The sequence below is a fragment of the Paenibacillus sp. GM1FR genome, from assembly GCF_002803315.1.
GTDB classification, from domain to species: domain Bacteria; phylum Bacillota; class Bacilli; order Paenibacillales; family Paenibacillaceae; genus Paenibacillus; species Paenibacillus amylolyticus.
Window position 1 is genome coordinate 19,345 of record NZ_MKZL01000003.1, and the last position, 23,967, is coordinate 43,311.

The window sequence follows — 23,967 nt, forward strand, 5'->3', positions numbered from 1 at the left end:
TTTAGCTTAGGGCCGCGCAGTTTTGAGAAAATAAGCAGTCTGCGAAAATGGGCTTAGCATATAAACCATAATCCATTTGTAAGCGCTTCCGAAATTGGTTTATTGCTAGAGTTCGGAAAGATGTGGAATACTCGGAGCAAGCCTTAACATTCACGCAAAGTAAAAGGGGATGACAAAATGATTGGAAAAGCAACCAAGGGGAGTAAGAAGAAATGGATGGGTCTGGCACTTACGATGGTAATGGGAGTGTCCTTACTTGCGGGGTGCTCGTCTGCATCAGAAAAAGAATCAGCAGAAGGCGGGGCAACAACTAATGGTGAGCGTGTTACTTTGAAAGTGGAGGTTTTCGATCGTGGTAACAGTCCTTCTCCACATACGATCACGAACAACTACTTAACTAAATTTGTTCAAGAGAAATTCGGCGATCCGAATAACATTGATGTGCAATTCGTACCTGTTCAACGTTCAGAAGAAACAACCAAGCTCAACGTGTTAATGGCCAGCCCAAGCGACGTTCCAGATATTGTGTTTGTATACGACTCCAGTGTGTTCTACCGTTATGCTCAGCAAGGTGGTCTAACTGAAGTAGGTGAACTGCTTAATGAACATGCACCTAACTTAAAAGAATATCTCGGCGAAGACCTGTTGAAATTTGGTCAGCTTGAAGGTCAGCAATTCGCTATTCCAGGTAAACGTGCCATTACGGCTCGTTACAACTCATATATTCGCCAGGATTGGCTAGATAAAGTCGGCATGAATGCTCCAACAACAACGGATGAGTTGTACGAAACGTTGAAAGCATTCAAAGAGAAAGATCCGGGCAATCTGGGCAGCAAAAACATCCCAATGGGTATGGCACTTGCCCCAGCGCAGTACGAAACATTGATTTACTCTTTTATTAAACCCGTACAAGATGGGCTTACGTACAGTCAGCGTTACGAGCTACCGTTGCATGATGGCTTCAAAGATGCGATGCAGTTCCTTAACAAGCTTTACAATGAAGGTCTGATCAGCAAAGACTTCAGTCTTGATGAAGAAAAAACGCAATTGGTCAAAGACTTCCAGAACGGTAATATTGGCTACATGTCTGAGGACGTAGGTCAGATTCTGTATGCAGATGGTATGCTTGATAATTTGTCCAAAAATGTACCGGATAGCAAAGTTGTAGCAGTTGACGCTTACACCAACTCAAATGTGGACAACAAACACATCAAATCACGTTATGGCAGCAACGGTATGTACATCATGATTCCAAAAAGCAGCAAACGTTCGGTTGAAGCAGTGAAATACCTAGACTGGATGGCTTCTGGAACGAACTTGCTGGAGATGAACACCGGTGTCGAAGGTGAAAATTACGATAAGGTTGATGGTGTTCCAGTTGTTAAAGATGATGCACCACAGGATGTCAAAGATCGTGTCTACAACGGTGGTGACATGGCCATCATTGCCAACGGTAAAGTAGTTGGAGATCAGGCAGCCAATGAAGCCGCATGGATTGCAGGCTTCCCTGAACGTAACCAAGAGCTGATGAGACAGTCCATTGATATCGCTAATACGGATACGATCGGACCGGTTATCTTCAGCAAACCAATTGAAGCAGAATCTAAATATGGTACAGCGCTAAATGATAAGTTGAAAGTGCTTATTGTGAAAACTGCGATGGCTAAACCGGCAGACTTCGAAGCGGTATATGAAAAAGAAATGAATGATTTCATGTCACTGGGTGGCACAGAACTGAAGAAAGAGCTTGAAGCAGCACTTCAGTAAGCGTTATCAAATAAACAGGTTCATCTTGTGAATACTAAATCAATATGTAATTTACCGCATAACTTTGGAAGGAACGTGTGCCGCCAGTATGGGCGGCACAGCCGTTTCTCTGTTGATAGGAGGAAACCGACTTGACCATCACATACTTGAAAAGGTATTGGCAATTATATGCGCTCATCTCACTGCCTCTGATCTACTTCTTGATCTTTCGTTACGGCCCAATGTACGGGGTTCAGATCGCTTTTAAGGATTTCAACTTGTTTCAGGGCATCAACGGGAGTGAGTGGATCGGTTTCGATGCTTTTCGCGAGGTATTTGGAATGCGGGACTTCTACACTACATTGCGAAACACCTTCATGCTAAATTTCCTCGACCTGCTTGTTTCGTTCCCTGCTCCAATTATATTGGCAATCATGCTCTATGAAGTTCGATTCAAATGGTTTAAGAAAATATCGCAAACGATTCTGTACATTCCTCACTTTATCTCCTGGGTTATCATCGGGGGAATTGTATACCAATTGTTCGGTAATCAATCCGGTATGGTTAACGGTGTACTGGAGAGTATGGGCTTTAATTCGATACCATTTTTGACAGAGAAAAATCCATGGCTTGTGACGTACCTATTCACAGGTGTCTGGCAAAGTGCAGGGTGGGGAACCATTCTATATCTGGCCGCATTAACCGGCGTCAACAAGGAATTGTTTGAAGCAGCTGAGATCGATGGAGCATCGCGGCTGAAGAGAATCTGGCACATAACGCTGCCAAGTATCAAACCAACCATCGTGACCTTGCTCATTCTTAATCTCGGACATATGGTCAGCATTGGCTTTGATCGACCTTATATTATCGGTAACACAGCGGTACGTGAATATTCAGATGTACTTAGTACCTTTGTATACAGGGTCGGCCTTGAATCAGGACAATACACGCTGGCAACTGTCGTAGGACTATTCCAGGCTGTTGTAGGGCTAATCTTTGTACTTGGCTCTAACTATATTTCAAAAAAGGCAACCGGCGAAGGCATTTTATAAGTTATCAAAGCATGAAAGATACGCCAATCGGCTTGTATGTATAGGCCATCAGTAAAGGAGCTGTGCGCATATGAGTGAACGCACCTCAAATCGGATTTTTGATATCGTTAATATCTCCTTTATCAGTTTGTTTGTTATATTCTGTCTGGCTCCATTTTTGCACACCATTGCGATATCTCTAAGTTCTAACAGGGCTATTACTTCGGGAGAAGTGACCATTTTTCCTAAAGAATTTAACTGGGATGCGTATATTCAAGTATTCTCTGATCAATCTATGCTCTACTCATTGGGCTTTACGTCTGTGTTGACAGTGGCAACCACAGTGTTGTGCATGTTATTCACACTTGCTGCTGCATACCCGTTAACCAAGAAAAAATTGAAAGGGCGCAAGCTCTTCATGTATGTCATCATCATTACGATGTTTTTCAGTGGCGGGATGATTCCCGAGTATTTGCTCATTCGTGATCTCAATATGCTTAATTCAGTCTGGGCACTGATCTTACCGGGATTGGTAAGTCCATTTAACCTGATTATCCTGATCTCATTCTTCAGAGGCATTCCTGAAAGTCTGGAAGAATCAGCAGAAATTGACGGCAGCTCACATGTACACACGTTATTCAAAATCATACTGCCATTATCCATGCCTGTACTTGCCACATTAGCGCTATTCTATGCGGTTGGTCGCTGGAATGGATTCCAGGATTCACTTTTGTATATTAATGATCCCAAGTTGTATCCACTACAATTGAAGCTCTTCCAAATGGTTCAAAACAACATGGTGAGTGAACTTACATTGATGGAAGGTGCTAACCGCACACCACTGACTCCGGAAAGTCTCAAGGCAGCCACAGTTGTATTCGCAACTGTACCCATTCTGCTTGTCTATCCGTGGCTGCAAAAGTATTTTGTCAGCGGTGCCATGCTTGGCGCGGTAAAAGGTTGATATTAAAAACGGGGTAAGCTCCAGCCAATGGGAAGGAGAAGGGAATCAGATGCAGCACATAGATAAGGGCATATATTCGTTCTCCACATGTTGGAATATCCGAAAACATGATGTCGGGGAAGATATGATTCGGGAGATTGCGGATCTCGGCTTTCGTCGGGTGGAGCTCAATTATAATGTGACGAAGGAGATGCTCAAGACGATTGAGCCCATGATTGAGCGTGGAGAGATCGGAATTTCTAGTGTCCACAATACCTTTCCACATGACCCTGATCCCGATTATGGTACGGATTCCATCTTGCTCGGTTTCGAAGATGAAGTGAAACGTAAACGGGCGATCGAATTGCTGGTAGAGTCGGCTGAATATGCCCAGCGTTATGGGGGAGAAGCTGTTGTTGTGCACCCCGGAGAAGTACCTTTTCCTGAGGATATCAGCAAAGACCTTGGAAAGATCTATAACGAGGAAGGTCCGGATTCACCGAAGTATCGCAGCAAATGGGCTGAGCTGATGGAGCGGCGGGAAGCCCTCAGTTCAGGGTATGTGGAGAAAATTATCGCCAGTCTGGATGAGGTATGCAATCGGGCGGCAGCTAAAGGTCTGGATGTTCGTTTTGGCATCGAGACAAGATCGCGACCACAACAGATTCCTACCCTTGCCGAAGCCAAGACTATCATCACAGCTCTCAAAGGGGCTCCGGTTGGTATCTGGTACGATACAGGTCATGCCATCATGATGGACCGAATGGGCCTTTATGACAGTGTGGGAGAAATGCAAGGCCTGATGGATGATATCGTAGGGGTCCATATCCATGAGACACTTGGTCTCTCGGATCACTGGTGCCCGTATGTACACAGTAAGGATATGAACTTCTATGATGCCTATCTGCCGATGATTCGTCGCGCACAGGTGAAGGTGTATGAGTTGAAGTCTGCCTGTAAGGCAGAAGAGATTCATGAGAGTCATGACTTGCTAATGAAGAAGCTTGGAGTGACAGAGTAGGCGCGGTGATGTGGGAAACAGTTTGCATGTTCACAGCATGTGTTTAACGACTGTTTTCTCAGTGACGAAGACCCATAAATATGTAGTAAAACAAGCACAGATTTTCTAGCGACTTTTGTAGAAATATGATATATACTGACGAGAAAAATGAACTCACCTACGGGCGGTATGAGTAGGCTTCCGGTCTGAATTGAAGGCACTGAAGCAACATACTCCGCACATCGGGAGAATGCATTGGTATGGAGGGGACTGCACATGTACAAACAACTGGTGGACAGTAATGACAGAGCGGTAGAAAGAGGCATATCCCGGCAGATGCTTGACCCGGAAAGCCGTTACTATGGAGGGACAATTGATCCCTTCACAGGTGTTGCCTGGGTCAACCATACGACTGGAACGCCCACGGATATGTGTTACTGGGGAGCTGCGCTCTCCAATCCGGACTCTATCTATTACCGGGATGAATCGTTGTTAAATCGACTGCTGTTAGCTACGGAATTTGTACTCCGTTTCCAGCATGAAGACGGTTCAATATCGCCTGGCTGGACCAATTACCATTCCCCTCCGGATACTGCATTTGTCGTTGTAGGGTATTCACAGTTGTATCAGCTTCTTCAGCAGCAAGAATGGGAGCCGCTTCAACCTGTATTGAACAATATGAGGCTGTTTCTGGAACGTACAATCCCAACCATGCTTACAGGAGGTTGTCATACGCCCAATCATCGCTGGGTGCTATGCGCGGCGCTTGGTTTCCTGCATAAAATATTTGATCTGGAGGAAGCTGTGCAGCGCGCAGAGCAGTGGATGGATGAAGGCATGGATATTACACCTGATGGGGAGTGGACAGAACGGAGCAATGGGATATACAGCGCAGTTAGCGACATCATGTTAATTCATGCTGCGCGCCTGCTCAATCGTCCTGAACTGCTGGAACCAGTGAGGCTTAATCTCCGCATGATGGTGTATCTGGTCCATCCAACGGGTGAAATTGTTACGGATTATTCAGGGCGACAGGATCTGGGCAGTGTTCATGATCTGTCTCCTTACTATCTGCCTTATGCCATTTTGGCTCGGCTGGACGGTGATCCACTCTTAGCCGGTATGGCAGCCTGGGCTGGAGATACATTGACAGATCCGGGAGTATGTTCGGTGAATACGCTCATTCGATTAATGCTTGAGCCGGAGCTTCAACAGACCAATGACACACGTGATGCATTACCGGAACAGTATGAGGTCATGCTGAATGAACATTTTGTACGGGGAGAATATCTGGAGCAGATGGACGCAGTAGGGCATCACGGTCGTATTTCGCACAGTCGGATGCATACGGATTTTGGTGCTCCGGTAGCCCGAATTCGGGATGGTGCTACAAGTGTGACTGTGATGACAGAAGTTCCTTCTTTCTTCGCGCTTCGTCATGGCAAGGTGCGCCTGCTGGCTGTGCAACTGGCCTCTTACTTTAATCCAGGGTATGTACCTATGCAGCAAATGACGAGGCTGTCCGAAGGCTATCGACTAACTGGTGAGCAGAAAAAAGGTTATTACGGCCCAATCCCTGCGAACCTGCTGCCAGAATCGGCTGCATCAGATATAAGTCCATGGTATTTGTTACCTCATCAGAGTCGTCAGCTTACTCATGAGCAGACATTCCGTGTAGGAGCAGAATTACAGCCAACGGAAAACGGATGGAACATGCATCTATCTGGACAGGAACCGGAGGACATTATGATGCAGTTATCCTTTGTATTCGGAAGCGAAGGTGAGCTGACCTGTGAGGACGCGATTGAAACGAGTGAGGGTCACTATTTGTGGAAAGGCGGTACTTTACGCTATACCTGCGGAGAAGACTGGCTGGAGATCACCGGGGGCGAACTGGGTCATCTGGCGGCAACGGTACGTGAGGCAAAACTGCCGGACAAGTGTAAGGTTGTGCTGGTCAATTTCATGACGCCGTTTGATAAAACCCTTCATATTTCACTTTCTCCTTCGATGGCGTCGAAGATCTAGATTTATTAGATATTTAAGCCATAATAGTTAGAAGACCGAGCCCAAATGCTCGGTCTTCTTTTTTTACGAACGACGAATGACTGCAATTAACGTTCTAAAATGATATTCCCACTGTCCAGCTCAGTCCAGTAATGTATGAACTATGATCATTTCAGTTGCTCTAACGCAGTTTCGATTGGTTTAGTGAACAGAGGATCATCTTTGGTTTTGCTCCAGTAAACGATAAAAACATTTCCTTTCTCATATAGAAAAGGGAATGTTGTAAATTGGGCGCTTTCCATGTGTTTATTGAATTCTTTTGTCCCGTTGATGCGACCCTTTTCTGAATTGAAAATATAAAAATGTATAAATTCAGGGCTATATGGTTCTTCTTCCACGGGCACTTCAACGGAGTACACCTCAGGTACAACATCATTTAATTTCAAAGGATACCCGGTGATACCAAAGGACACTAAATCCAGTTCTTGAGACTCGAGCGCGCTCAGTACATCCTCTAATGTGAACTTATTTTCTATGTTTTCTATATCTTTTGAACATCCATTCAAAGTAAACAAGCATATTAAGATGAATATAAGTGGTTTTATCTTTGAGATCCTCAATATAACATCCCCTTAAAATATTTATTTTTTATTACATACGCGAAAAAGAGGCTGACCGTCAGAGCTAATATACGTTGTTTGATTTTTAATGGAGATAAACTACTAAAAAGGACAATAAGGATAATAATACCATAGGCCACTCATCTCATTATAACCGGACCGAATCCAGTTAGATGCCGCGTAACCGACAAGAATAGACTAATGCAATACTGCAAAGAGAGCCTATGGTAAGTGAGTGAAGGAGTCTCTAGGTAAACATGGTTTTCCTTTGAATAAACAACGCTCCAAGGTGATAGGTTTCCGCAAAATGGAATATCATCTTCTTTTGCATTTTTTTCATAAACGACATGAAACTACATATTGAGAAGTGGGCCTTAAGATGTGGTATACTGAAGAGTATGAATGAAATGCAAAGAGGAGGTGCCTTGGAAGATGAAGGGCAAGCTAGTGCGGGCTGAGGGACACCTTGCCAATATTATACCGATTCACTTGGATGCTTCTTTCTTCTTTGAAAGAGCTGTCCGCTCGCTGGACCGTAATCATGTCGACAAGGCATTAAAATATTTTCGCAAAGCTGTTGAATACGAACCGGAAAATCCGGTAAATCATTGTAATATGGCGGGTATATTATCGGAGAAGGGGGATTACGAAGCCTCCAATGCCATTCTGGCTAACGTGCTGGAAGTGGTAGATCCGTCGATGACGGAATGTTATTTTTATATGGCGAACAATTATGCAAATATGGATCGGTTTGAGGAAGCCGAGCAAGCACTTGTTACCTATCTGGAGGAGGACACCCAAGGTCAGTTCATGACGGAAGCCGAAGAGATGATGGAGCTTCTGTATTATGAGCTGGATCGTCCGACCAAACTGAATCGAATCAAATCACGCAAAGGTGTAGTGGAGCACGATCAGGCACGGGAACTGCTGGAAGAAGGGAAATTTGCACAGGCTGCTGAATTGCTCGAAGGCATGTCTTCTGATTATCCTGATTACTTGGCTGCCCGTAACAATCTGGCACTCGCCTACTATTATATGGGTCTGTTTCCCAAAGCAAAAGAGACCATTGCCGAAGTGCTTGAACAGGAACCAGGTAATCTGCATGCACTCTGTAATTTGGCCATTTTCCATCAAAATGAGAACCGGGCTGATCAAGTGCTGCTTCTGATCAAAAAATTGCGGGTCATCGTGCCCTTCCAGCACGAACAAGTCTACAAACTGGCGACAACGATGGGAATTCTGGGCCAACACGATACGGCTTATGTTCACTTCCGGCGTTTGCTCAAGGACGAAGAGACAGCTGCTGATCCGGCACTTGCTCACTATGCAGCCGTGGCGGCTTATAATACAGAACGTTATGATGCTGCTGAGCGTTTATGGCATCATGTGTCCAAGCTTGATCCGGGTTCCGAAGTATCCCGGTATTATCTGTCAGGTCTTGAGGCTGTAAAACAAGGCGAGCAAGAGCCAGAGAAGCTGAGCTATCACTATCATCTGCCATTTGATGAGCAATTCAGACAGTGGGAGAACTACGGTAGTGGCATACCTGAAGAAATGAAGAATGATCCACTGATTCGCTCATCCTTCTTCTGGGCATTGCGTCATGGTGATCGGGCAACCAAGCTACAGGTTATTCATGCGCTTGGGATGATCGGTGACTATGAGGTGCAACAGGCTCTGCAATCCTTTATTGAAGAGCCTGGAGAAGAAAAGGATCTGCTTGAGGCAGCACAAACTGTACTGAACGGATTGAAATCGGCTGAACATGAGGATCGGAATTCTCAGGTGGTTCGCCCCTTTTCTCCTGTACCCTTGAAGTCTATTGGGAAGGTTCCATCCACATCAGAGCAATCGGACACTGGATCAACTTCCCATTGGCAGGCTGTTGTTGATCGTGCGTTACAGATGTCTGAAGCAAAGGCTGAGTTGCAGCACGAGATGGAACGGCTCTGGACGGATTATGTATCCCGGGTACATCCGGAAGTTCCGGGTACGAAGCAGATTGAGGGTTGGGCTGCAGGACTTGAATATTTGGCAGCGAAGAATCACAGTCGGCCCGTTACCTATCAAAGCATTGCTGAGCGGTATGGGATATCGGCATCAACGGTTAGCAAGTATGCTAAACAGATTCATTCGGTTTGTAACAGCAAGCCACCACTAGTATAGAAAGTTCGCTTCAACTCGTTTTCAGAAAGACATCATCAGGTGAAGGATACAACAACCGGGAAAACGGGTAAACTTAACGAATGGGCTTCGTAAACGCCTGTAGGATATCATCTTGGCAAGTTCATCGCTAGTACAACACATTCTCACCTTAATTAAGGAGGCTGTATCTATATGTCTAAATACAGAACGATTGTGATCGGAACGGGACCTGCGGGTCTGACAGCAGCGATATATCTGGCTCGTGCTAATCTGAAACCACTGGTTATCGAAGGTCTTCAGCCGGGTGGTCAATTGACGACGACAACGGAAGTTGAGAATTTCCCCGGTTTCCCGCAAGGTATCATGGGTCCGGAACTGATGGACAACATGCGTAAGCAAGCTGAACGTTTTGGAGCGGAATTCAAAAACGGTTGGGTGGAAGAGGTTGATTTCAGCAAACCGCCCTTCAAGGTCAAAGTTGGAGGAATCGGTGAACTGGAAGCTGAATCGATCATTATCTCCACAGGTGCTTCCGCTCGTTATCTCGGTATTCCGGGCGAGCAGGAAAATGTGGGACGTGGTGTAAGTACATGCGCGACATGTGACGGCTTCTTCTTCCGAGGCAAAAAAATCGTGGTCGTGGGCGGTGGAGACTCCGCGATGGAGGAAGCGAGTTTCCTGACTCGTTTTGCAACAGACGTGACATTGGTTCACCGCCGGGATGAATTACGTGCATCCAAGATTATGCAGGATCGGGCTCGCAGCAATGAAAAGGTGAAGTGGGCACTGAACCGTACTCCTCTTGAGGTCGTACCTGAAGCTTTGGGTGTCAAAGGGCTGAAAGTGCGCAACAACGAGACGGGGCAGGAAGAGTTGCTTGAAGCAGATGGCGTATTCGTTGCCATTGGTCACACACCGAATACCGGATTCCTGGGTAATGCGATTGCACTGGACGAACATGGCTATGTTGTCGTTAAACCCGGAACAACGGAGACCAATATTCCGGGTGTATTTGCCTGTGGTGATGTTCAAGATACGAAGTATCGTCAAGCTATTACGGCTGCAGGATCAGGATGTATGGCTGCGATGGATTGTGAGAAGTTCCTTGAAGGAAGCATTGTCCATGATTGGAGCGAAACGTTGGATAAATAAGCATTACATGCGTGAGGTTAGGCATATGCTGGGAATAAGAGACAACGGGAAGTCTCATGAAATGAGAGAAGCCGGAAGGCTTCTCTTTTTTTGAAACTACAGTGGGCATGAGATCGTATACATATAGGGCATATTAGCTGTGAGGTGAAGATTTTGGGGGAAATGATAAAAGATTGGTTACAGAATGCGACAGTGAGACGATTTTTGATCCTGCTCTTGTTCTGTTTAATTTTGTTCAGTATGGGGAGTATGCTGCACATGATTCTGCTGTTGTTCCTGGTGACGTATGTCATGAACAGGTTACAGCATTTCATTACAGGTGGTTTAAATCGGTTGTTTCCAATCAATTATAAAGTTGTAGTCATCCTACTCTATATGATTGTGATCGCAGTCATTGTGCTTGGCATTTCCAGATATTCACCACGGATCGTGGATCAGGTTGTTCAGTTGACAAACGAGATTATGAAATTTCTGGATAGTGCAGACGGTGATAATTTTGCATCCAAAATTGCGGGTTATCTTCAATCATTCGATATTAAAAATTACACCAATGATGCATTGAAATATATTTTCGCTTTGAGCAAATGGCTGGAGTTTATTCTGCTCGTTATCATTCTGAGTCTGTTCTTCTTGTTGCAAAAGCAGGAGATATCCAAGTTCACGTCCAAGTTTAAAACAAGTAAAATCGGATGGTTCTACAATGAAGTTGCTTATCTGGGAGACAAATTCGTATCTTCTTTTGGTAAAGTCATTGAGGCGCAGCTTCTTATTGCGGTGTTTAATACAGTACTGACGATACTGGGCTTATGGATTCTGGGTTTCCCGTATCTGTTCGCTCTGACCATTCTGGTGTTCATGCTCAGTCTGGTTCCCGTTGCGGGGGTTATCATCTCACTTGTACCGCTCTGTCTGATTGGGTATCAGATGGGTGGACTGAAATTAAGCATTATTGTGATCATCATGATTATTGTTATTCATGCTTTGGAGACGTACTTCCTGAATCCAAAACTGATGGCACACAAGACCAAATTGCCAATGTTCTACACCTTTATCGTACTAATTCTGTCGCAACACTTCCTGGGGATCTGGGGACTGATCATTGGTATTCCGATTTTTGTCTTCCTGCTTGATATTCTGGATGTGAACAAGATGGAGAAGACAGAAGAGCCGGTACGTGTGGAAACGAAGTTATAACGTAGAAAAATCAACTGAGTCAGCCCAATTTCTACAATTTCAGATTTTCATAAAAGTAAGGGAGTCTTCCTGTGGATGGAAGGCTCTTTTTTTGTTGGCAATACCGTCATTAGATAGCTTTCTGCGTAAGAATGACAGGTGGCGGGGTGCATAAGACGAGTCACCACTCTGAGGGGGCGAAGATCATCTTTTATGAATGGAACGAGTGAAGATGCAATATCATGAGTTGAGGCTTCCTCTGTTATGGGGAGGAAGGAATAAAGCGTGCGTTTATAAATGAAGGTAATGAGGATGTATACGTATTCAAAAACGGTGCGTGATGTGGTTCACAACCCCGGCGGAGCAGGAGGTACTAGAGGTCTTCTCGTCTTGACCCAGGCGTATCCTTCAATTATAGTTGGTACGTAGGACTTAAACTATTTTAGATAGATAAAGGTGGCTTGCAGCATGTCTGAGAAAATCTACGTTGGGGTCGATCTCGGCGGAACAGCAATCAAGGTCGGTATATGCGATGAACAAGGTCAGCTAATGCATACGTATGAAGGACCGACTGAAGTGGATAAGGGCGTAGACACGGTCATCGCCAACATCGAGAAGTATGTCCGACATATCGTAGCCGAATCACCGTACAGTTGGGAACAGCTTGAGGGTGTAGGTGCTGGAGTGGCCGGTTTCACGAATGTACGCGAGGGAATTATCGTTCATGCCCCTAACATCGGATTTCGGAATGTGGCCATTCGTTCGATTCTGGAAGAACGTCTGGGCAAGCCAATCAAAATAGATAACGATGCAAACGTGGCTGCACTGGGTGAAGTCTGGGCAGGTGCCGGCAAAGGCGTAGACAACTGCGTATGTTATACACTCGGTACGGGTGTTGGCGGAGGTTTGATCCTGAATGGTAACATTTATCAGGGTTTCTCCGGTATGGCGGGAGAACTGGGTCATATCAGTGTTGTACCTGATCTGGAAGCCATCAAATGCGGTTGTGGTAAAATGGGATGTGTAGAAACAGTATCGTCTGCAACGGGTATTATCCGTATGGCAAAGGATGCCGTAGAGCGCGGGGATCATACGTCACTGGCACTCGTCGACAAGATTGCAGCCAAAGAAGTATTTGATGCTGCCAAGGCAGGCGATGAAGTGGCACAGCGCATTGTGAATCGTGCGGCCTTTTACCTGGGCAAGTCCATGGCTACTGTAGCAGCTGTCATTAACCCGGAGATGTTCATCATCGGTGGCGGCGTATCCAAAGCGGGCAATTTCTTGTTTGATGAAATCCGTACTGTGTTTGCTAAGCTGACGCCAGAACCGTTGCAAGATGGGGTTCAGATTCTGGAAGCTACACTTGGTAATAATGCAGGTATTGTGGGTGCAGCAGGTCTTCTCTTGCGTTCCTAGTATCCTCGTAACAATATATGAAGACAGCAATATGATAAGGAGGGGACATTTATGCTTGAAGGTGAAGGATCACCAGGCACAGGCGCCACGCTCATTATCATTACGGGCATGTCCGGAGCAGGTAAAACCATTGCAGTACAAAGCCTGGAGGATCTGGGTTTCTTCTGTGTGGATAATCTGCCGCCGGTATTGATTCCGAAATTTGCGGAACTAATTGAACAGTCAAACGGCAAGATTGGTAAGGTTGCATTGGTTATCGATCTGCGCGGGCGTGAATTCTTTACGGCTCTGTCCGAGTCTTTGAACTATATTAAAGATCATTTTACCATTCATTGCGAAATTTTATTCCTGGATGCTACAGATTCTGTACTTGTTCAGCGTTACAAAGAAAGCAGGCGCAGACATCCTTTGGCTCCTGAGGGCATGCCGCTGGACGGCATCCGACTGGAACGCAAGATGTTGGAGGAACTCAAAAACTCTGCGACTCAGGTACTGAATACAAGTACAATGAAGCCTGCTCAACTGAAAGAACGCATCATATCCCGTTTTTCTCATCTGGAAAGCCAAATGCTGTCGGTGAATATTACGTCGTTTGGATTCAAATATGGCATTCCGATTGATGCTGATCTGGTGTTTGATGTACGTTTTTTACCGAATCCGCATTATATTGAGCATCTGCGACCGAATACGGGACAGAATAGTGATGTGTACGAATATGTTATGAAATGGCCGGAGACACAGGCGTTTCTGACCAAGCTGCTGGATATGCTGCATTTCCTGATTCCGCAATACCGGAAGGAAGGCAAAAGCCAGGTTATTATTGGAATCGGCTGTACCGGAGGCAAGCATCGTTCGGTAGCAATATCGGAATATTTGGGCAAGATGTTGGGAAGCAGCGAGACAGAAGCTGTTACCGTGAGCCATCGCGACGCTGACCGGGACCGTCATTGAAGAGGGTGAAGGGATGAAAGAGGCCGGACCACGAAGAGAACGTCCGAGAATAGTTGTAATGGGCGGCGGAACCGGATTATCCGTGATGTTGCGCGGTTTGAAAGAGAAGCCGCTGGATATCACGGCCATCGTCACAGTTGCAGATGACGGTGGAAGTTCAGGCATCCTGCGCAATGAGCTACAGATGCCGCCTCCGGGCGACATTCGCAACGTGCTTACGGCACTGGCTGATGTAGAACCATTGCTTTCAGATATGTTGAAGTACCGTTTCAATACAGGCGCGGGGCTTGCAGGCCACAGCTTGGGAAATTTGATTTTGGCTGCAATGACGGATATTTCGGGCGACTTTGTGACCGCAGTGCGGGAGCTTAGCCGCGTGTTTGCCGTTCGAGGTGAGGTATTGCCAGCCGCAGGCCAGGCCGTTGTGTTGCATGCCGAGATGGAAGATGGGACAATTATTACAGGTGAGTCCAAAATCCCTGAGGCGGGTGGACGCATCAAACGTGTTTTCCTTGAACCGGATCACGTGGAGCCGTTGCCAGAGGCAGTAGAGGCCATTCGTCAAGCTGATGCTATTCTGATCGGGCCAGGCAGCCTCTATACAAGCATCCTTCCCAATTTACTCGTACCTAAGCTTGCAGAAGCTGTGGTAGAGGCTGATGCGGTGAAGATGTTTATCTGTAATGTGATGACACAGCCGGGAGAAACAGATAACTATACGGTAAGTGACCACCTTAAGGCGGTACACGAGCATATAGGTCATCAGCTCTTCGACTATGTTATCGTAAATAATGGTGATATTCCGCTGCAAGTGCAAAATAAGTATGCGGAAAAAGGAGCAAAACCGGTTGTACTGGATATGAATGTACTCGAAAGTGCCGGCTATCAGGTGGTTGCAGATACCCTTGTTCTGTTCAAAACCTATCTGCGTCATGATGCCGACAAGTTAAGTCATCACATCTACCAACTGGTACAAAATTGGATGTTACGGAAGAGGTGAAGTCCCATGTCGTTTGCAGCACAGACCAAAAAAGAGTTAACCATGATCGAGAGCGAACCGTGCTGCGAAAAGGCGGAACTTTCAGCCCTCATCCGTATGCTTGGTGCAGTGCAGTTATCGAATAAAAAAGTGATCTTGGATATTTCGACGGAGAATGCCGCCATTGCAAGACGGGCATACTCTCTGCTTAAAAAGCATTTTCAAGTGCATACGGAACTACTGGTCCGCAAAAAAATGCGGCTGAAAAAGAACAATGTATATATTGTTCGAATTCCAACCATGGTACAAGAGATTCTCAACAGTCTTCATATTGTATCGGAAGGTTTTCTGTTTACGCCAGGAATTAATACGGAGTTATTTCAGCAGAACTGTTGTAAACGTGCCTATCTTCGCGGTGCATTTCTGGCCGGTGGATCGGTTAATAATCCGGAAGGTTCCTCGTACCATCTGGAGATTGCGTCCATGTATGAAGAGCACTGTCAGGCACTGGTTGACCTGGCCAATGAATTTCATCTGAATGCCCGGTGCATAGAACGGAAAAAAGGATTCATCCTATACATTAAGGAAGGCGAGAAAATCATTGAGCTGCTCAGCATCATTGGTGCTCATCAGGCCTTGTTCAAGTTTGAAGATGTACGAATTATGCGTGATATGCGTAACTCCGTTAACCGGATTGTCAATTGTGAGACCGCCAACCTGAATAAAACGATTGGAGCGGCGGTAAGACAAATCGATAATATTCGGTTGTTGCAAAAGGAAGTTGGTCTGGAATCGCTGCCTGAGAAACTTCGCGAGGTGGCGGAGGTTCGACTCGCTCATCCAGATATCAATCTGAAGGAAGTGGGCGAACTCCTTAAAGGTACAGTTAGCAAGTCGGGAGTGAACCATCGGCTTCGTAAAATTGATGAGCTGGCTGAAAAAGTGCGCACAGAACGTTATGGTTAAGACGGCGTAGGGTAAAGTAACAAGGTCGGCTGTTTCTGCTGACAGAAACGGTCGGGAAAGTATGCCGTTAAGGATCTAGGAGACTCACTCAGGTCATTGGATGCGCTCTGCAAAAGATGAAATAGGGCAAGATAATGCCCGTCAAAGCACCCTGAGTTTTTTCTTCTAGTGTCCTGCACGGGTTAATGGTATAATGTTGTTTAAATATAATTGTGTATTTAATGTCCAGATTTCATAATAGGGGGTAAGTTTCCATGACAAAGCACCCGGTAGTTGTCCGTTTGAAAACGGGTCTCCATGCCAGACCTGCGGCACTGTTCGTTCAAGAAGCGAATAAGTACTCGTCTGAAGTGTTCGTCGAGAAGGACGACAAAAAAGTTAATGCAAAAAGTATCATGGGGATCATGAGCCTTGCAATTAGCACAGGTACGGAAATCCAGATTAGTGCAGAAGGTGCGGATGCCGAACAGGCTGTAAACGCTTTAGTTAGTCTGGTAAGCAAGGAAGAGCTCGAAAACCAATAAGATATGATCAATCCAATGAAGAAGTCCCGAAAGGGGCTTTTTTGCGTTTTTCACGTTTATGCTATCGTCAAGTGCAACATTATGGAATTTGTCCCGTCTGTTAAGGTATCAAATCGTTTAAAGTTTGAGATGTTAACACATAAGGAGGCTATCGTGATGGGTAAACAATGGATGAAACCGTTTGGTGCGGTGCTGGTGGCAAGTACGTTGCTTGTTGGAGGAACAGCATGGGTTGCACCAGGTAACTATGCTTACGCTGCAGAGGTTCAGGGAGTACAACAGAATGTGATTAATGTTGTGGGTAAAGGTGAGATTCAGGTGAAGCCTGATATCGCGTATCTGTCCATTGGTGTGAACAGTACTGCAGAGACAGCTGCATCTGCTCAAAAAGCGAATGCTGCCAAAGTTCAAAAAGTATCCAATTTGCTGAAGAACACGTGGAAGATCAGTGCAGACGACATTCAAACGAGTCAGTTCTCTGTACAACCCAACTATACGTATAGTGAAAAAGATGGACAACAAATTAAAGGATATACAGCGCATCATACGCTGACAGTCACATATCGTCAGATGGACAAGATTGGCGAGTTGCTCGATGCTGCTTCGGGTGCGGGTGCCAACAATATTGAAAACGTACGCTTTACTGTAGAAAATCCGGAAAGTTATGAATCCCAAGTGATTGAAAAAGCTGTTGCCAATGCAGATGTGAAAGCTGGCGCCATTGCAAAAGCAGTTAAACGTCAACTGGGTGCTGTTCTTTCCGTAAGCCAAGGTGATGCCAATGTGCCTGTATTCTATGCAAGCGAGGCGTTGATGTCCAAAGCACAAGATACAGCAGGTGGTACTGAGATTGAAACAGGCCAGGTTAAAGTAAGTACAATCCTGAATATCACGTATGAAATGAAATAAACAAGAGTGAACTAAGGATTGTAAGCTCAAGTAACCTTTATAAGTGTCATTTGAAGGGTAAAATGAAATAATGACAAAGACTTTGTCCTGTGGACAGAGTCTTTTTTTGTTGGAAAAGCAAACTTTGATGAAGTTAGATAGGAGGGAACTTTATTCGAAGCAACATGAAATGTTGTATATTGGTATCTTTTTTGTATAGTTGTTCGTGACAAAAAGGTCATATCCCCATATATTTTCCTACTGATATTCATCAACATTGTAACTCGAGCTGTAAACCTTTCCGAATTCGGGTTAATTATAATAGAGAGGTGAGCGTATGAGATATGCGATCAGGTCAGGATTACATACGCAATGATCCCTAATTGTGAATTCAGAGAGGAGTTTTATATATGACATCATGGAAAAAATGGACAAGTGCATTGCTCGCAGCAGGAATTATTGTAGGTAGCGGTTCGGTGTGGCAGGACAGTTCGGTTCAGGCGGCATCGGTATCCTCGAAAGTGACAACCACAGCTGAGGTGACCCTGAAGTCGGGTGGAAAAACACTGACTCAAAAAGGACTTCTTCAAGGTGGCTCAACTTGGGTATCTCTTACGGCGGTTAAAGATGTGGCAGGTGGGACTCTGAAATATGATGCGAAAACCAAAGAGTACGCTTTGACAGCAGCCAATAACACGATGACGATCAGCCTATTGGATGGCGAGCCGAGTGTTCGAATTAACAACTATTATCCTCAAGTGGACGCAAAGCTGATCAACGGCAGATTATATATCCCATTCTCGGCAATGAGAGATTATCTGGGTGTACAGGGGAATTGGGATGCCAAAACCAAAACGTTGTCACTCAGCAAGGTGAAACAAAATAACGTTAAAATTAAAGTAGCAACAGTTAATGTCACTGTAAAAAATGCTGAAGTAGATGTTCAATATCCGCAGGTGAGTGGACTTGCCAGCAAAGAAGCTGAAGCGGCGATCAACAAAGTGCTGAAAGACGAAGTGGATGCTTATGTAGCTGACTTCAAGAAACAGACATCTGAATTCGGCGGTGCAACAGCCAACCGTCCATATGCATTTGAGAGCTCCTATGTAGTGACGTACAACGAAAAAGGCGTGCTGGGACTCATTACACAACGATACGAAGATTATGCTGGCGCTCATGGTATGACATACCGTACGGGCCACACCTTTGCACTGGACACAGGTAAGGAGCTTACGTTAGATGATGTGCTGCAAAATAACAAAACCATGCGCGAGACGTTGAGTAAAAAAGTGGGTGAACAACTGAAAGCCCGCGGTGGATACCTCGACGGTTATAAAGGGTTGAATAAAGATCAAGATTTCTATGTGACACCAACGGGTGTAGTTGTGTTCTTCCAGTTGTATGAGTATACGGCGTACGCAGAGGGATTCCCTGAAATGCCATTTACGTATAAAGAGCTTCTCCCTAAAGGCACGGAACCTTTCAGTAATGAAAATGGAACCAAATAAAGAATCATTATTATGCACTCTTAAGTTTTCTTCCTTATAAAATGAAAAAAGAAGCCCCCATCATAATTATGATGAGGGCTTCTTCTCGTATAGACAACACAATTATATGTTGCTGATTACGTTAGGTGTTGATTATGTTAACGCATAGACCGTGGTCTACGTCACACTTAGATGCCTTGTGATCCTACGTTTTCGATGACTTTATCAATGATACCGTAATCGGCGGCTTCAGCAGCACTCATGAAGTAGTCACGATCTGTATCTTTCTCAATCCGCTCCAGCGGTTGACCTGAACGCTCAGAGATGATGCGGTTCAAGGTATCACGCATTTTCAGGATGCGGCGAGCACGAATTTCGATGTCAGAAGCCTGACCTTGTGCACCACCAAGTGGTTGGTGAATCATAATCTCACTGTTAGGCAATGCAAAACGTTTACCTTTTGCACCGGCATTCAGCAAGAATGCACCCATGGAAGCCGCCATACCTACACAGATGGTAGATACATCCGGTTTGATGAATTGCATTGTATCGTAAATCGCCATACCGGCTGTAATCGATCCGCCTGGGCTGTTGATGTATAAGTGAATGTCTTTCTCCGGATCTTCCGCAGCCAGGAACAACATCTGTGCCATAATGGCATTAGCCACTACGTCATTAACATCGCTACCAAGGAAAATAATACGATCCTTCAGCAATCTGGAGTAGATGTCGTAGGCGCGCTCACCCCGGTTGCTCTGTTCAACGACCATTGGAATAAAACTCACGTGAAAAACCTCCTTGGAATGTAAATGTTATTGGTGTTTATACTTAAACTGTTACCGTATTACCCACATAATAAACAATTCCAAACAAAAAGTCAAAGAAAGTCAAACTAACTTGCAAAAAAAAGAAACCTTTCCGGTTTCATTGGTTAAATGGGTTATGAGCTGTTAAATAAAAATGGCGCGCCCGCCAAGAATCGAACTTGGATCTCAGGCTTCGGAGGCCTACGTCATATCCATTGGACCACGGGCGCACATTATGTGACAGCAATAATGATTATAGCTCATGAAATATTTAATTGCAAGCAGTTCGTTGTGGTATTGGTTTGGATTAACCCAAAAATGATCATGATGAAGAAGAGTGGATAAAGAGTGCATTTAAGTAAATGCTATTAGAGGTTTTGGACATGCCGTATGAAATGTGATTCTGAGCGATATGTAGATTGAATTCATTTGTTTCTTCTATATATGGTATGCGTGAGCTAGTCCTAGATCATGGAAGTCTAAGATTGTGAAAATAGGCGCGTACAAACGCTGAATGCGTGTCGAAATAACACGTTGAAACACTTGCATGTCACGTCAGTTTTAGGTAGAATAGACGTGGGACTTAAAAAGTTAACCCGGGACGTTTTAGGGCCACGAAAGAGAGCTTAGAACGAGAACTTGCGGGAGTGGAAAGCATGCGAACGATTTTAGAAGTACAAAAGCAGCTTCTGCCTGATCTCATGGATATCTTGAAAAAGAGGTATACGATTCTGCAACAGATCATGTTATCGGATGTGATCGGACGGAGAACGTTAGCTAATTCCATGCAGATGACCGAGCGGGTTCTGAGGGCTGAGACCGATCTGTTAAAGGCTCAGGGACTTATTGAAATTGACAGTGCAGGAATGAAGATCAGCGAGGCAGGGTATGATTTGCTGCAGCAGTTAGAGCCCGTAGCCAAAGAGCTGTTCGGATTATCCGAGCTGGAAGAGCGCATCAAGCAAGCCTACGGTCTGCAAAAGGTATTTGTGGTTCCTGGCGATTCGGACGTTTCTCCATTTGCCAAAAGGGAACTGGGCAGAGCCGGAGCGAAGGCTCTCGGCAATATCATGAGTGACAACGATGTTGTCGCCGTTACTGGCGGTTCAACAACGGCCGAAGTCGCAGAACAACTAAATCCGCCAACATCGCTCAAAGGTGTCTGGTTCGTACCGGCACGCGGTGGACTTGGAGAAAGCCTTGAAATTCAGGCTAATACGATCGCATCCACAATGGCAAAACGGGTAGGGGCGCAATACAAACTCCTGCATGTACCGGATTTGCTCAGTGATCATGCCTATGAATCATTAATCCAGGACCCTAGTGTTCAGGAGATTCTGCAGCTGATCAGGCAATCACGGATTGTTATTCATGGAATTGGTGATGCCGTAGAGATGGCCAAAAGACGCAAACTTGCGACGGAGATTATAGATGAACTTCAGGAGCAAGGGGCCGTATCTGAATCTTTCGGTTATTACTTTAATGATCAGGGTAAGGTGGTACATACCATGCTTACACTGGGTATGCGACTTCAGGATATTGAACGAACCGATGTTGTGATTGGAATTGCAGGTGGCAAAAGCAAAGCTGCTGCTATACATTCCGTGTTACGATTTGGTCAGGAAGATATTCTGATTATTGATGAGGCTGCTGCCGAAGTCATCGTTGCTGAAATGGAATAAGGTTTTACTTTGCATCACAACTATTGTTGTCTTGACGGACTTCACCGTCTGTCTTGAATATATAAGTTTCATAAAAAATTAATCAAAACTTGGGAGGAACTTACTCATGATTAAAGTAGGTATTAACGGTTTTGGACGTATTGGACGCTTGGCATTCCGCCGTATTCAAAATGTAGCAGGCATCGAGGTAGTAGCAATCAACGACTTGACTGACGCTAAAATGCTCGCTCATTTGCTCAAATATGATACAACTCAAGGTCGCTTCGATGGCGATGTTGAAGTACACGATGGCTTCTTCAAAGTGAACGGCAAAGAAGTTAAAGTATTGGCTAACCGTAACCCGGAAGAACTTCCTTGGGGCGACCTGGGCGTAGATATCGTTCTGGAATGTACTGGTTTCTTCACAACTAAAGAAGCAGCTGAGAAACACTTGAAAGGTGGAGCTAAGAAAGTTGTTATCTCCGCACCAGCTACTGGCGACATGAAAACCATCGTTTACAACGTAAACCATGAAATCCTCGACGGTACTGAAACTGTAATCTCCGGCGCATCTTGCACAACAAACTGCCTGGCACCTATGGCAAAAACACTGCAAGACAAATTCGGAATCGTTCAAGGTTTGATGACTACAATTCACGCTTACACTGGCGACCAAAACACGTTGGATGCTCCACACCCTAAAGGTGACTTCCGTCGTGCTCGCGCAGCAGCTGAAAACATCATCCCTAACACAACTGGTGCTGCTAAAGCAATCGGTCTGGTAATCCCAGAACTGCAAGGCATCCTTGATGGTGCAGCTCAACGTGTACCAGTAGCTACTGGTTCCCTGACTGAGCTCGTAACTGTTCTGAACAAAAAAGTAACGGCTGAAGAAGTTAACGCAGCTATGCAAGAAGCTTCCGATCCAGAAACTTTCGGATACACAGAAGACGAAATCGTATCTTCCGATATCCAAGGAATCACTTTCGGTTCCCTGTTTGATGCAACTCAAACTAAAGTTCTGACTGTTGGCGACCAACAATTGGTTAAAACTGTAGCTTGGTATGACAATGAAATGTCCTACACTGCACAATTGGTTCGCACTTTGGAGCACTTTGCAAAAATGATTAAGTAATATCTGCAATAACATAGAGCGGAAACAGATGCTATATTGTTTCCGCTCTTTATATATCTACATTTTGCAAATTTCTCAAAAACACCAGGATTGACGAGGGATTTTAGCTCTTGATTGGTCCACCAAATACATGGGTGCGGAGGAAATACAGATGAACAAAAAAAGTGTACGCGATATCGAATTGACAGGAAAACGGGCTTTTGTCCGTGTAGATTTCAATGTGCCGCTCGAAGATGGTAAAATTACAGATGACAAACGTATTCGTGCAACGCTTCCTACAATCAACTTCTTGATTGAAAAAGGCGCTAAAGTCATTTTGGCAAGCCACATGGGTCGTCCTAACGGCGAAGTGGTTGAATCCTTGCGTTTGACTCCAGCAGCTGAGCGTTTGTCTGAATTGCTTGGTAAAACAGTAGTTAAAGCTGACGATTCCGTTGGTGACGCTGTTAAAGCTCAAATCGCTGAACTGAACAATGGCGACGTATTGTTGCTTGAAAACGTTCGTTTCCACGCAGGCGAAGAGAAAAACGATCCGGAACTGGCAAAACAATTTGCTGAACTGGCTGACGTTTTCGTTAACGATGCGTTTGGCGCGGCTCACAGAGCACACGCTTCGACTGAAGGAATCGCTCACTTGCTTCCAGCAGTGTCCGGTTTGTTGATGGAGAAAGAACTTGAAGTGTTGGGTAAAGCAATCTCCAACCCTGAGCGTCCTTTCACAGCTATCATTGGTGGATCCAAAGTTAAGGACAAAATCGATGTAATCGACAACCTGCTGAACATTGCAGACAACGTGATCATCGGTGGCGGTCTGACTTACACGTTCTTCAAAGCACAAGGACATGAGATTGGACAATCCTTGCTGGATGATTCCAAACTTGATGTTGCTCTCGGTTTTATCGAAAAAGCGAAAAAATTGGGCAAAAACTTCTACCTGCCGGTAGATATCGTAGTATCTGACGATTTCAGTGCGAAAGCAAACACACAAATCGTTGACATCGATGGTATCCCAGCAGATTGGGAAGGTATCGACATCGGTCCTAAAACACGTGAGATCTATGCTGATGTAATCAAAAACTCCAAATTGGTTGTGTGGAACGGACCAATGGGCGTATTTGAAATCGAGCCATTTTCCCACGGTACTCGTGCAGTAGCGGAAGCTTGCGCTGAGACAGAAGCTTACACTGTAATTGGTGGCGGTGACTCCGCAGCAGCAGCTGAGAAGTTCAAATTGGCTGACAAGATGAACCACATCTCTACAGGTGGCGGTGCATCGCTCGAGTTCATGGAAGGTAAAGTACTTCCAGGCGTAGTGGCATTGAACGACAAGTAAG

20 protein-coding genes and 1 tRNA gene are annotated in these 23,967 nt (G+C 45.2%); 18 read left to right on the forward strand and 3 right to left on the reverse strand.

Annotated features, from left to right (window positions below):
- Positions 1-177: 177 nt before the first annotated feature.
- The 5 genes from PAEAM_RS01910 (at position 178) to PAEAM_RS01930 (ending at position 6,748) form a co-directional block, all read left to right on the forward strand.
- Positions 178-1,767 carry an extracellular solute-binding protein gene (locus PAEAM_RS01910; protein WP_100526431.1) on the forward strand — a complete coding sequence of 530 codons (1,590 nt, stop codon included), beginning with the start codon at positions 178-180 and terminating at the stop codon, positions 1,765-1,767.
- A 131-nt stretch (positions 1,768-1,898) separates the two neighbouring features.
- Positions 1,899-2,798 (forward strand): ABC transporter permease, encoded by a 900-nt coding sequence (locus tag PAEAM_RS01915; protein ID WP_076216877.1) that lies wholly within the window; start codon positions 1,899-1,901, stop codon positions 2,796-2,798.
- A gap of 70 nt (positions 2,799-2,868) precedes the next feature.
- The gene (locus PAEAM_RS01920; RefSeq protein ID WP_076216878.1) at positions 2,869-3,741 is read left to right on the forward strand and encodes a carbohydrate ABC transporter permease; all 873 of its coding nucleotides are present in this window, start codon (positions 2,869-2,871) and stop codon (positions 3,739-3,741) included.
- Between the two features lie 49 nt (positions 3,742-3,790).
- Positions 3,791-4,741: a sugar phosphate isomerase/epimerase family protein gene (locus PAEAM_RS01925; RefSeq protein WP_100526432.1), complete on the forward strand. Its 951-nt coding sequence runs from the start codon at positions 3,791-3,793 to the stop codon at positions 4,739-4,741.
- Positions 4,742-4,996: 255 nt separating this feature from the next.
- Positions 4,997-6,748: a hypothetical protein gene (locus PAEAM_RS01930; protein WP_100526433.1), complete on the forward strand. Its 1,752-nt coding sequence runs from the start codon at positions 4,997-4,999 to the stop codon at positions 6,746-6,748.
- Positions 6,749-6,894: 146 nt separating this feature from the next.
- Here the strand turns inward: PAEAM_RS01930 and PAEAM_RS01935 are convergent, their stop codons facing one another.
- The gene (locus PAEAM_RS01935; protein WP_165789803.1) at positions 6,895-7,302 is read right to left on the reverse strand and encodes a hypothetical protein; all 408 of its coding nucleotides are present in this window, start codon (positions 7,300-7,302) and stop codon (positions 6,895-6,897) included.
- Between the two features lie 477 nt (positions 7,303-7,779).
- Here PAEAM_RS01935 and PAEAM_RS01940 point away from each other — a divergent pair, with 477 nt between their 5' ends.
- From PAEAM_RS01940 to PAEAM_RS01985, 10 genes are all read left to right on the forward strand, one after another.
- On the forward strand, positions 7,780-9,513 hold the full coding sequence (locus PAEAM_RS01940) for a tetratricopeptide repeat protein (protein ID WP_100526435.1): 1,734 nt from the start codon (positions 7,780-7,782) through the stop codon (positions 9,511-9,513).
- 171 nt (positions 9,514-9,684) lie between these two features.
- Positions 9,685-10,644, forward strand: coding sequence for a thioredoxin-disulfide reductase (trxB, locus tag PAEAM_RS01945; RefSeq protein WP_036674745.1), 960 nt, complete (start codon positions 9,685-9,687; stop codon positions 10,642-10,644).
- A gap of 162 nt (positions 10,645-10,806) precedes the next feature.
- Positions 10,807-11,838 (forward strand): AI-2E family transporter, encoded by a 1,032-nt coding sequence (locus PAEAM_RS01950; RefSeq protein WP_036616412.1) that lies wholly within the window; start codon positions 10,807-10,809, stop codon positions 11,836-11,838.
- A 447-nt stretch (positions 11,839-12,285) separates the two neighbouring features.
- On the forward strand, positions 12,286-13,236 hold the full coding sequence (locus tag PAEAM_RS01955; protein ID WP_017691252.1) for an ROK family glucokinase: 951 nt from the start codon (positions 12,286-12,288) through the stop codon (positions 13,234-13,236).
- A 51-nt stretch (positions 13,237-13,287) separates the two neighbouring features.
- Positions 13,288-14,187, forward strand: coding sequence for an RNase adapter RapZ (rapZ, locus tag PAEAM_RS01960; RefSeq protein ID WP_047841457.1), 900 nt, complete (start codon positions 13,288-13,290; stop codon positions 14,185-14,187).
- 13 nt (positions 14,188-14,200) lie between these two features.
- Positions 14,201-15,187, forward strand: a complete 987-nt coding sequence (locus tag PAEAM_RS01965; protein WP_017691250.1) for a gluconeogenesis factor YvcK family protein — start codon at positions 14,201-14,203, stop codon at positions 15,185-15,187.
- A gap of 6 nt (positions 15,188-15,193) precedes the next feature.
- Positions 15,194-16,132, forward strand: coding sequence for a DNA-binding protein WhiA (whiA, locus tag PAEAM_RS01970; protein ID WP_091038642.1), 939 nt, complete (start codon positions 15,194-15,196; stop codon positions 16,130-16,132).
- Between the two features lie 254 nt (positions 16,133-16,386).
- Positions 16,387-16,656, forward strand: coding sequence for an HPr family phosphocarrier protein (locus PAEAM_RS01975; RefSeq protein WP_017691248.1), 270 nt, complete (start codon positions 16,387-16,389; stop codon positions 16,654-16,656).
- Between the two features lie 156 nt (positions 16,657-16,812).
- Complete coding sequence (locus PAEAM_RS01980; RefSeq protein WP_047841458.1) at positions 16,813-17,565, forward strand: SIMPL domain-containing protein; 753 nt, start codon at positions 16,813-16,815, stop codon at positions 17,563-17,565.
- A gap of 389 nt (positions 17,566-17,954) precedes the next feature.
- Positions 17,955-19,052 (forward strand): stalk domain-containing protein, encoded by a 1,098-nt coding sequence (locus PAEAM_RS01985; RefSeq protein WP_100526436.1) that lies wholly within the window; start codon positions 17,955-17,957, stop codon positions 19,050-19,052.
- Positions 19,053-19,219: 167 nt separating this feature from the next.
- On the opposite strand, the gene clpP is transcribed toward PAEAM_RS01985, so the two are convergent.
- Both clpP and PAEAM_RS01995 read right to left on the reverse strand, forming a co-directional pair.
- On the reverse strand, positions 19,220-19,816 hold the full coding sequence (gene clpP, locus PAEAM_RS01990) for an ATP-dependent Clp endopeptidase proteolytic subunit ClpP (RefSeq protein WP_017691245.1): 597 nt from the start codon (positions 19,814-19,816) through the stop codon (positions 19,220-19,222).
- Positions 19,817-19,992: 176 nt separating this feature from the next.
- Positions 19,993-20,067: transfer RNA gene (locus PAEAM_RS01995), tRNA-Arg, on the reverse strand.
- Positions 20,068-20,493: 426 nt separating this feature from the next.
- Here PAEAM_RS01995 and PAEAM_RS02000 point away from each other — a divergent pair.
- The 3 genes from PAEAM_RS02000 to PAEAM_RS02010 all read left to right on the forward strand — a co-directional run bounded on the left by PAEAM_RS02000 (position 20,494) and on the right by PAEAM_RS02010 (position 23,966).
- On the forward strand, positions 20,494-21,519 hold the full coding sequence (locus tag PAEAM_RS02000) for a sugar-binding transcriptional regulator (RefSeq protein WP_100526437.1): 1,026 nt from the start codon (positions 20,494-20,496) through the stop codon (positions 21,517-21,519).
- 106 nt (positions 21,520-21,625) lie between these two features.
- Entirely contained in the window at positions 21,626-22,633 is a 1,008-nt protein-coding gene (gap, locus tag PAEAM_RS02005) for a type I glyceraldehyde-3-phosphate dehydrogenase (protein ID WP_017691243.1), read from the forward strand.
- 151 nt (positions 22,634-22,784) lie between these two features.
- A complete protein-coding gene (locus tag PAEAM_RS02010; protein WP_036674741.1) occupies positions 22,785-23,966 on the forward strand; it encodes a phosphoglycerate kinase in 1,182 nt (393 codons plus the stop codon).
- Position 23,967: the final 1 nt, after the last annotated feature.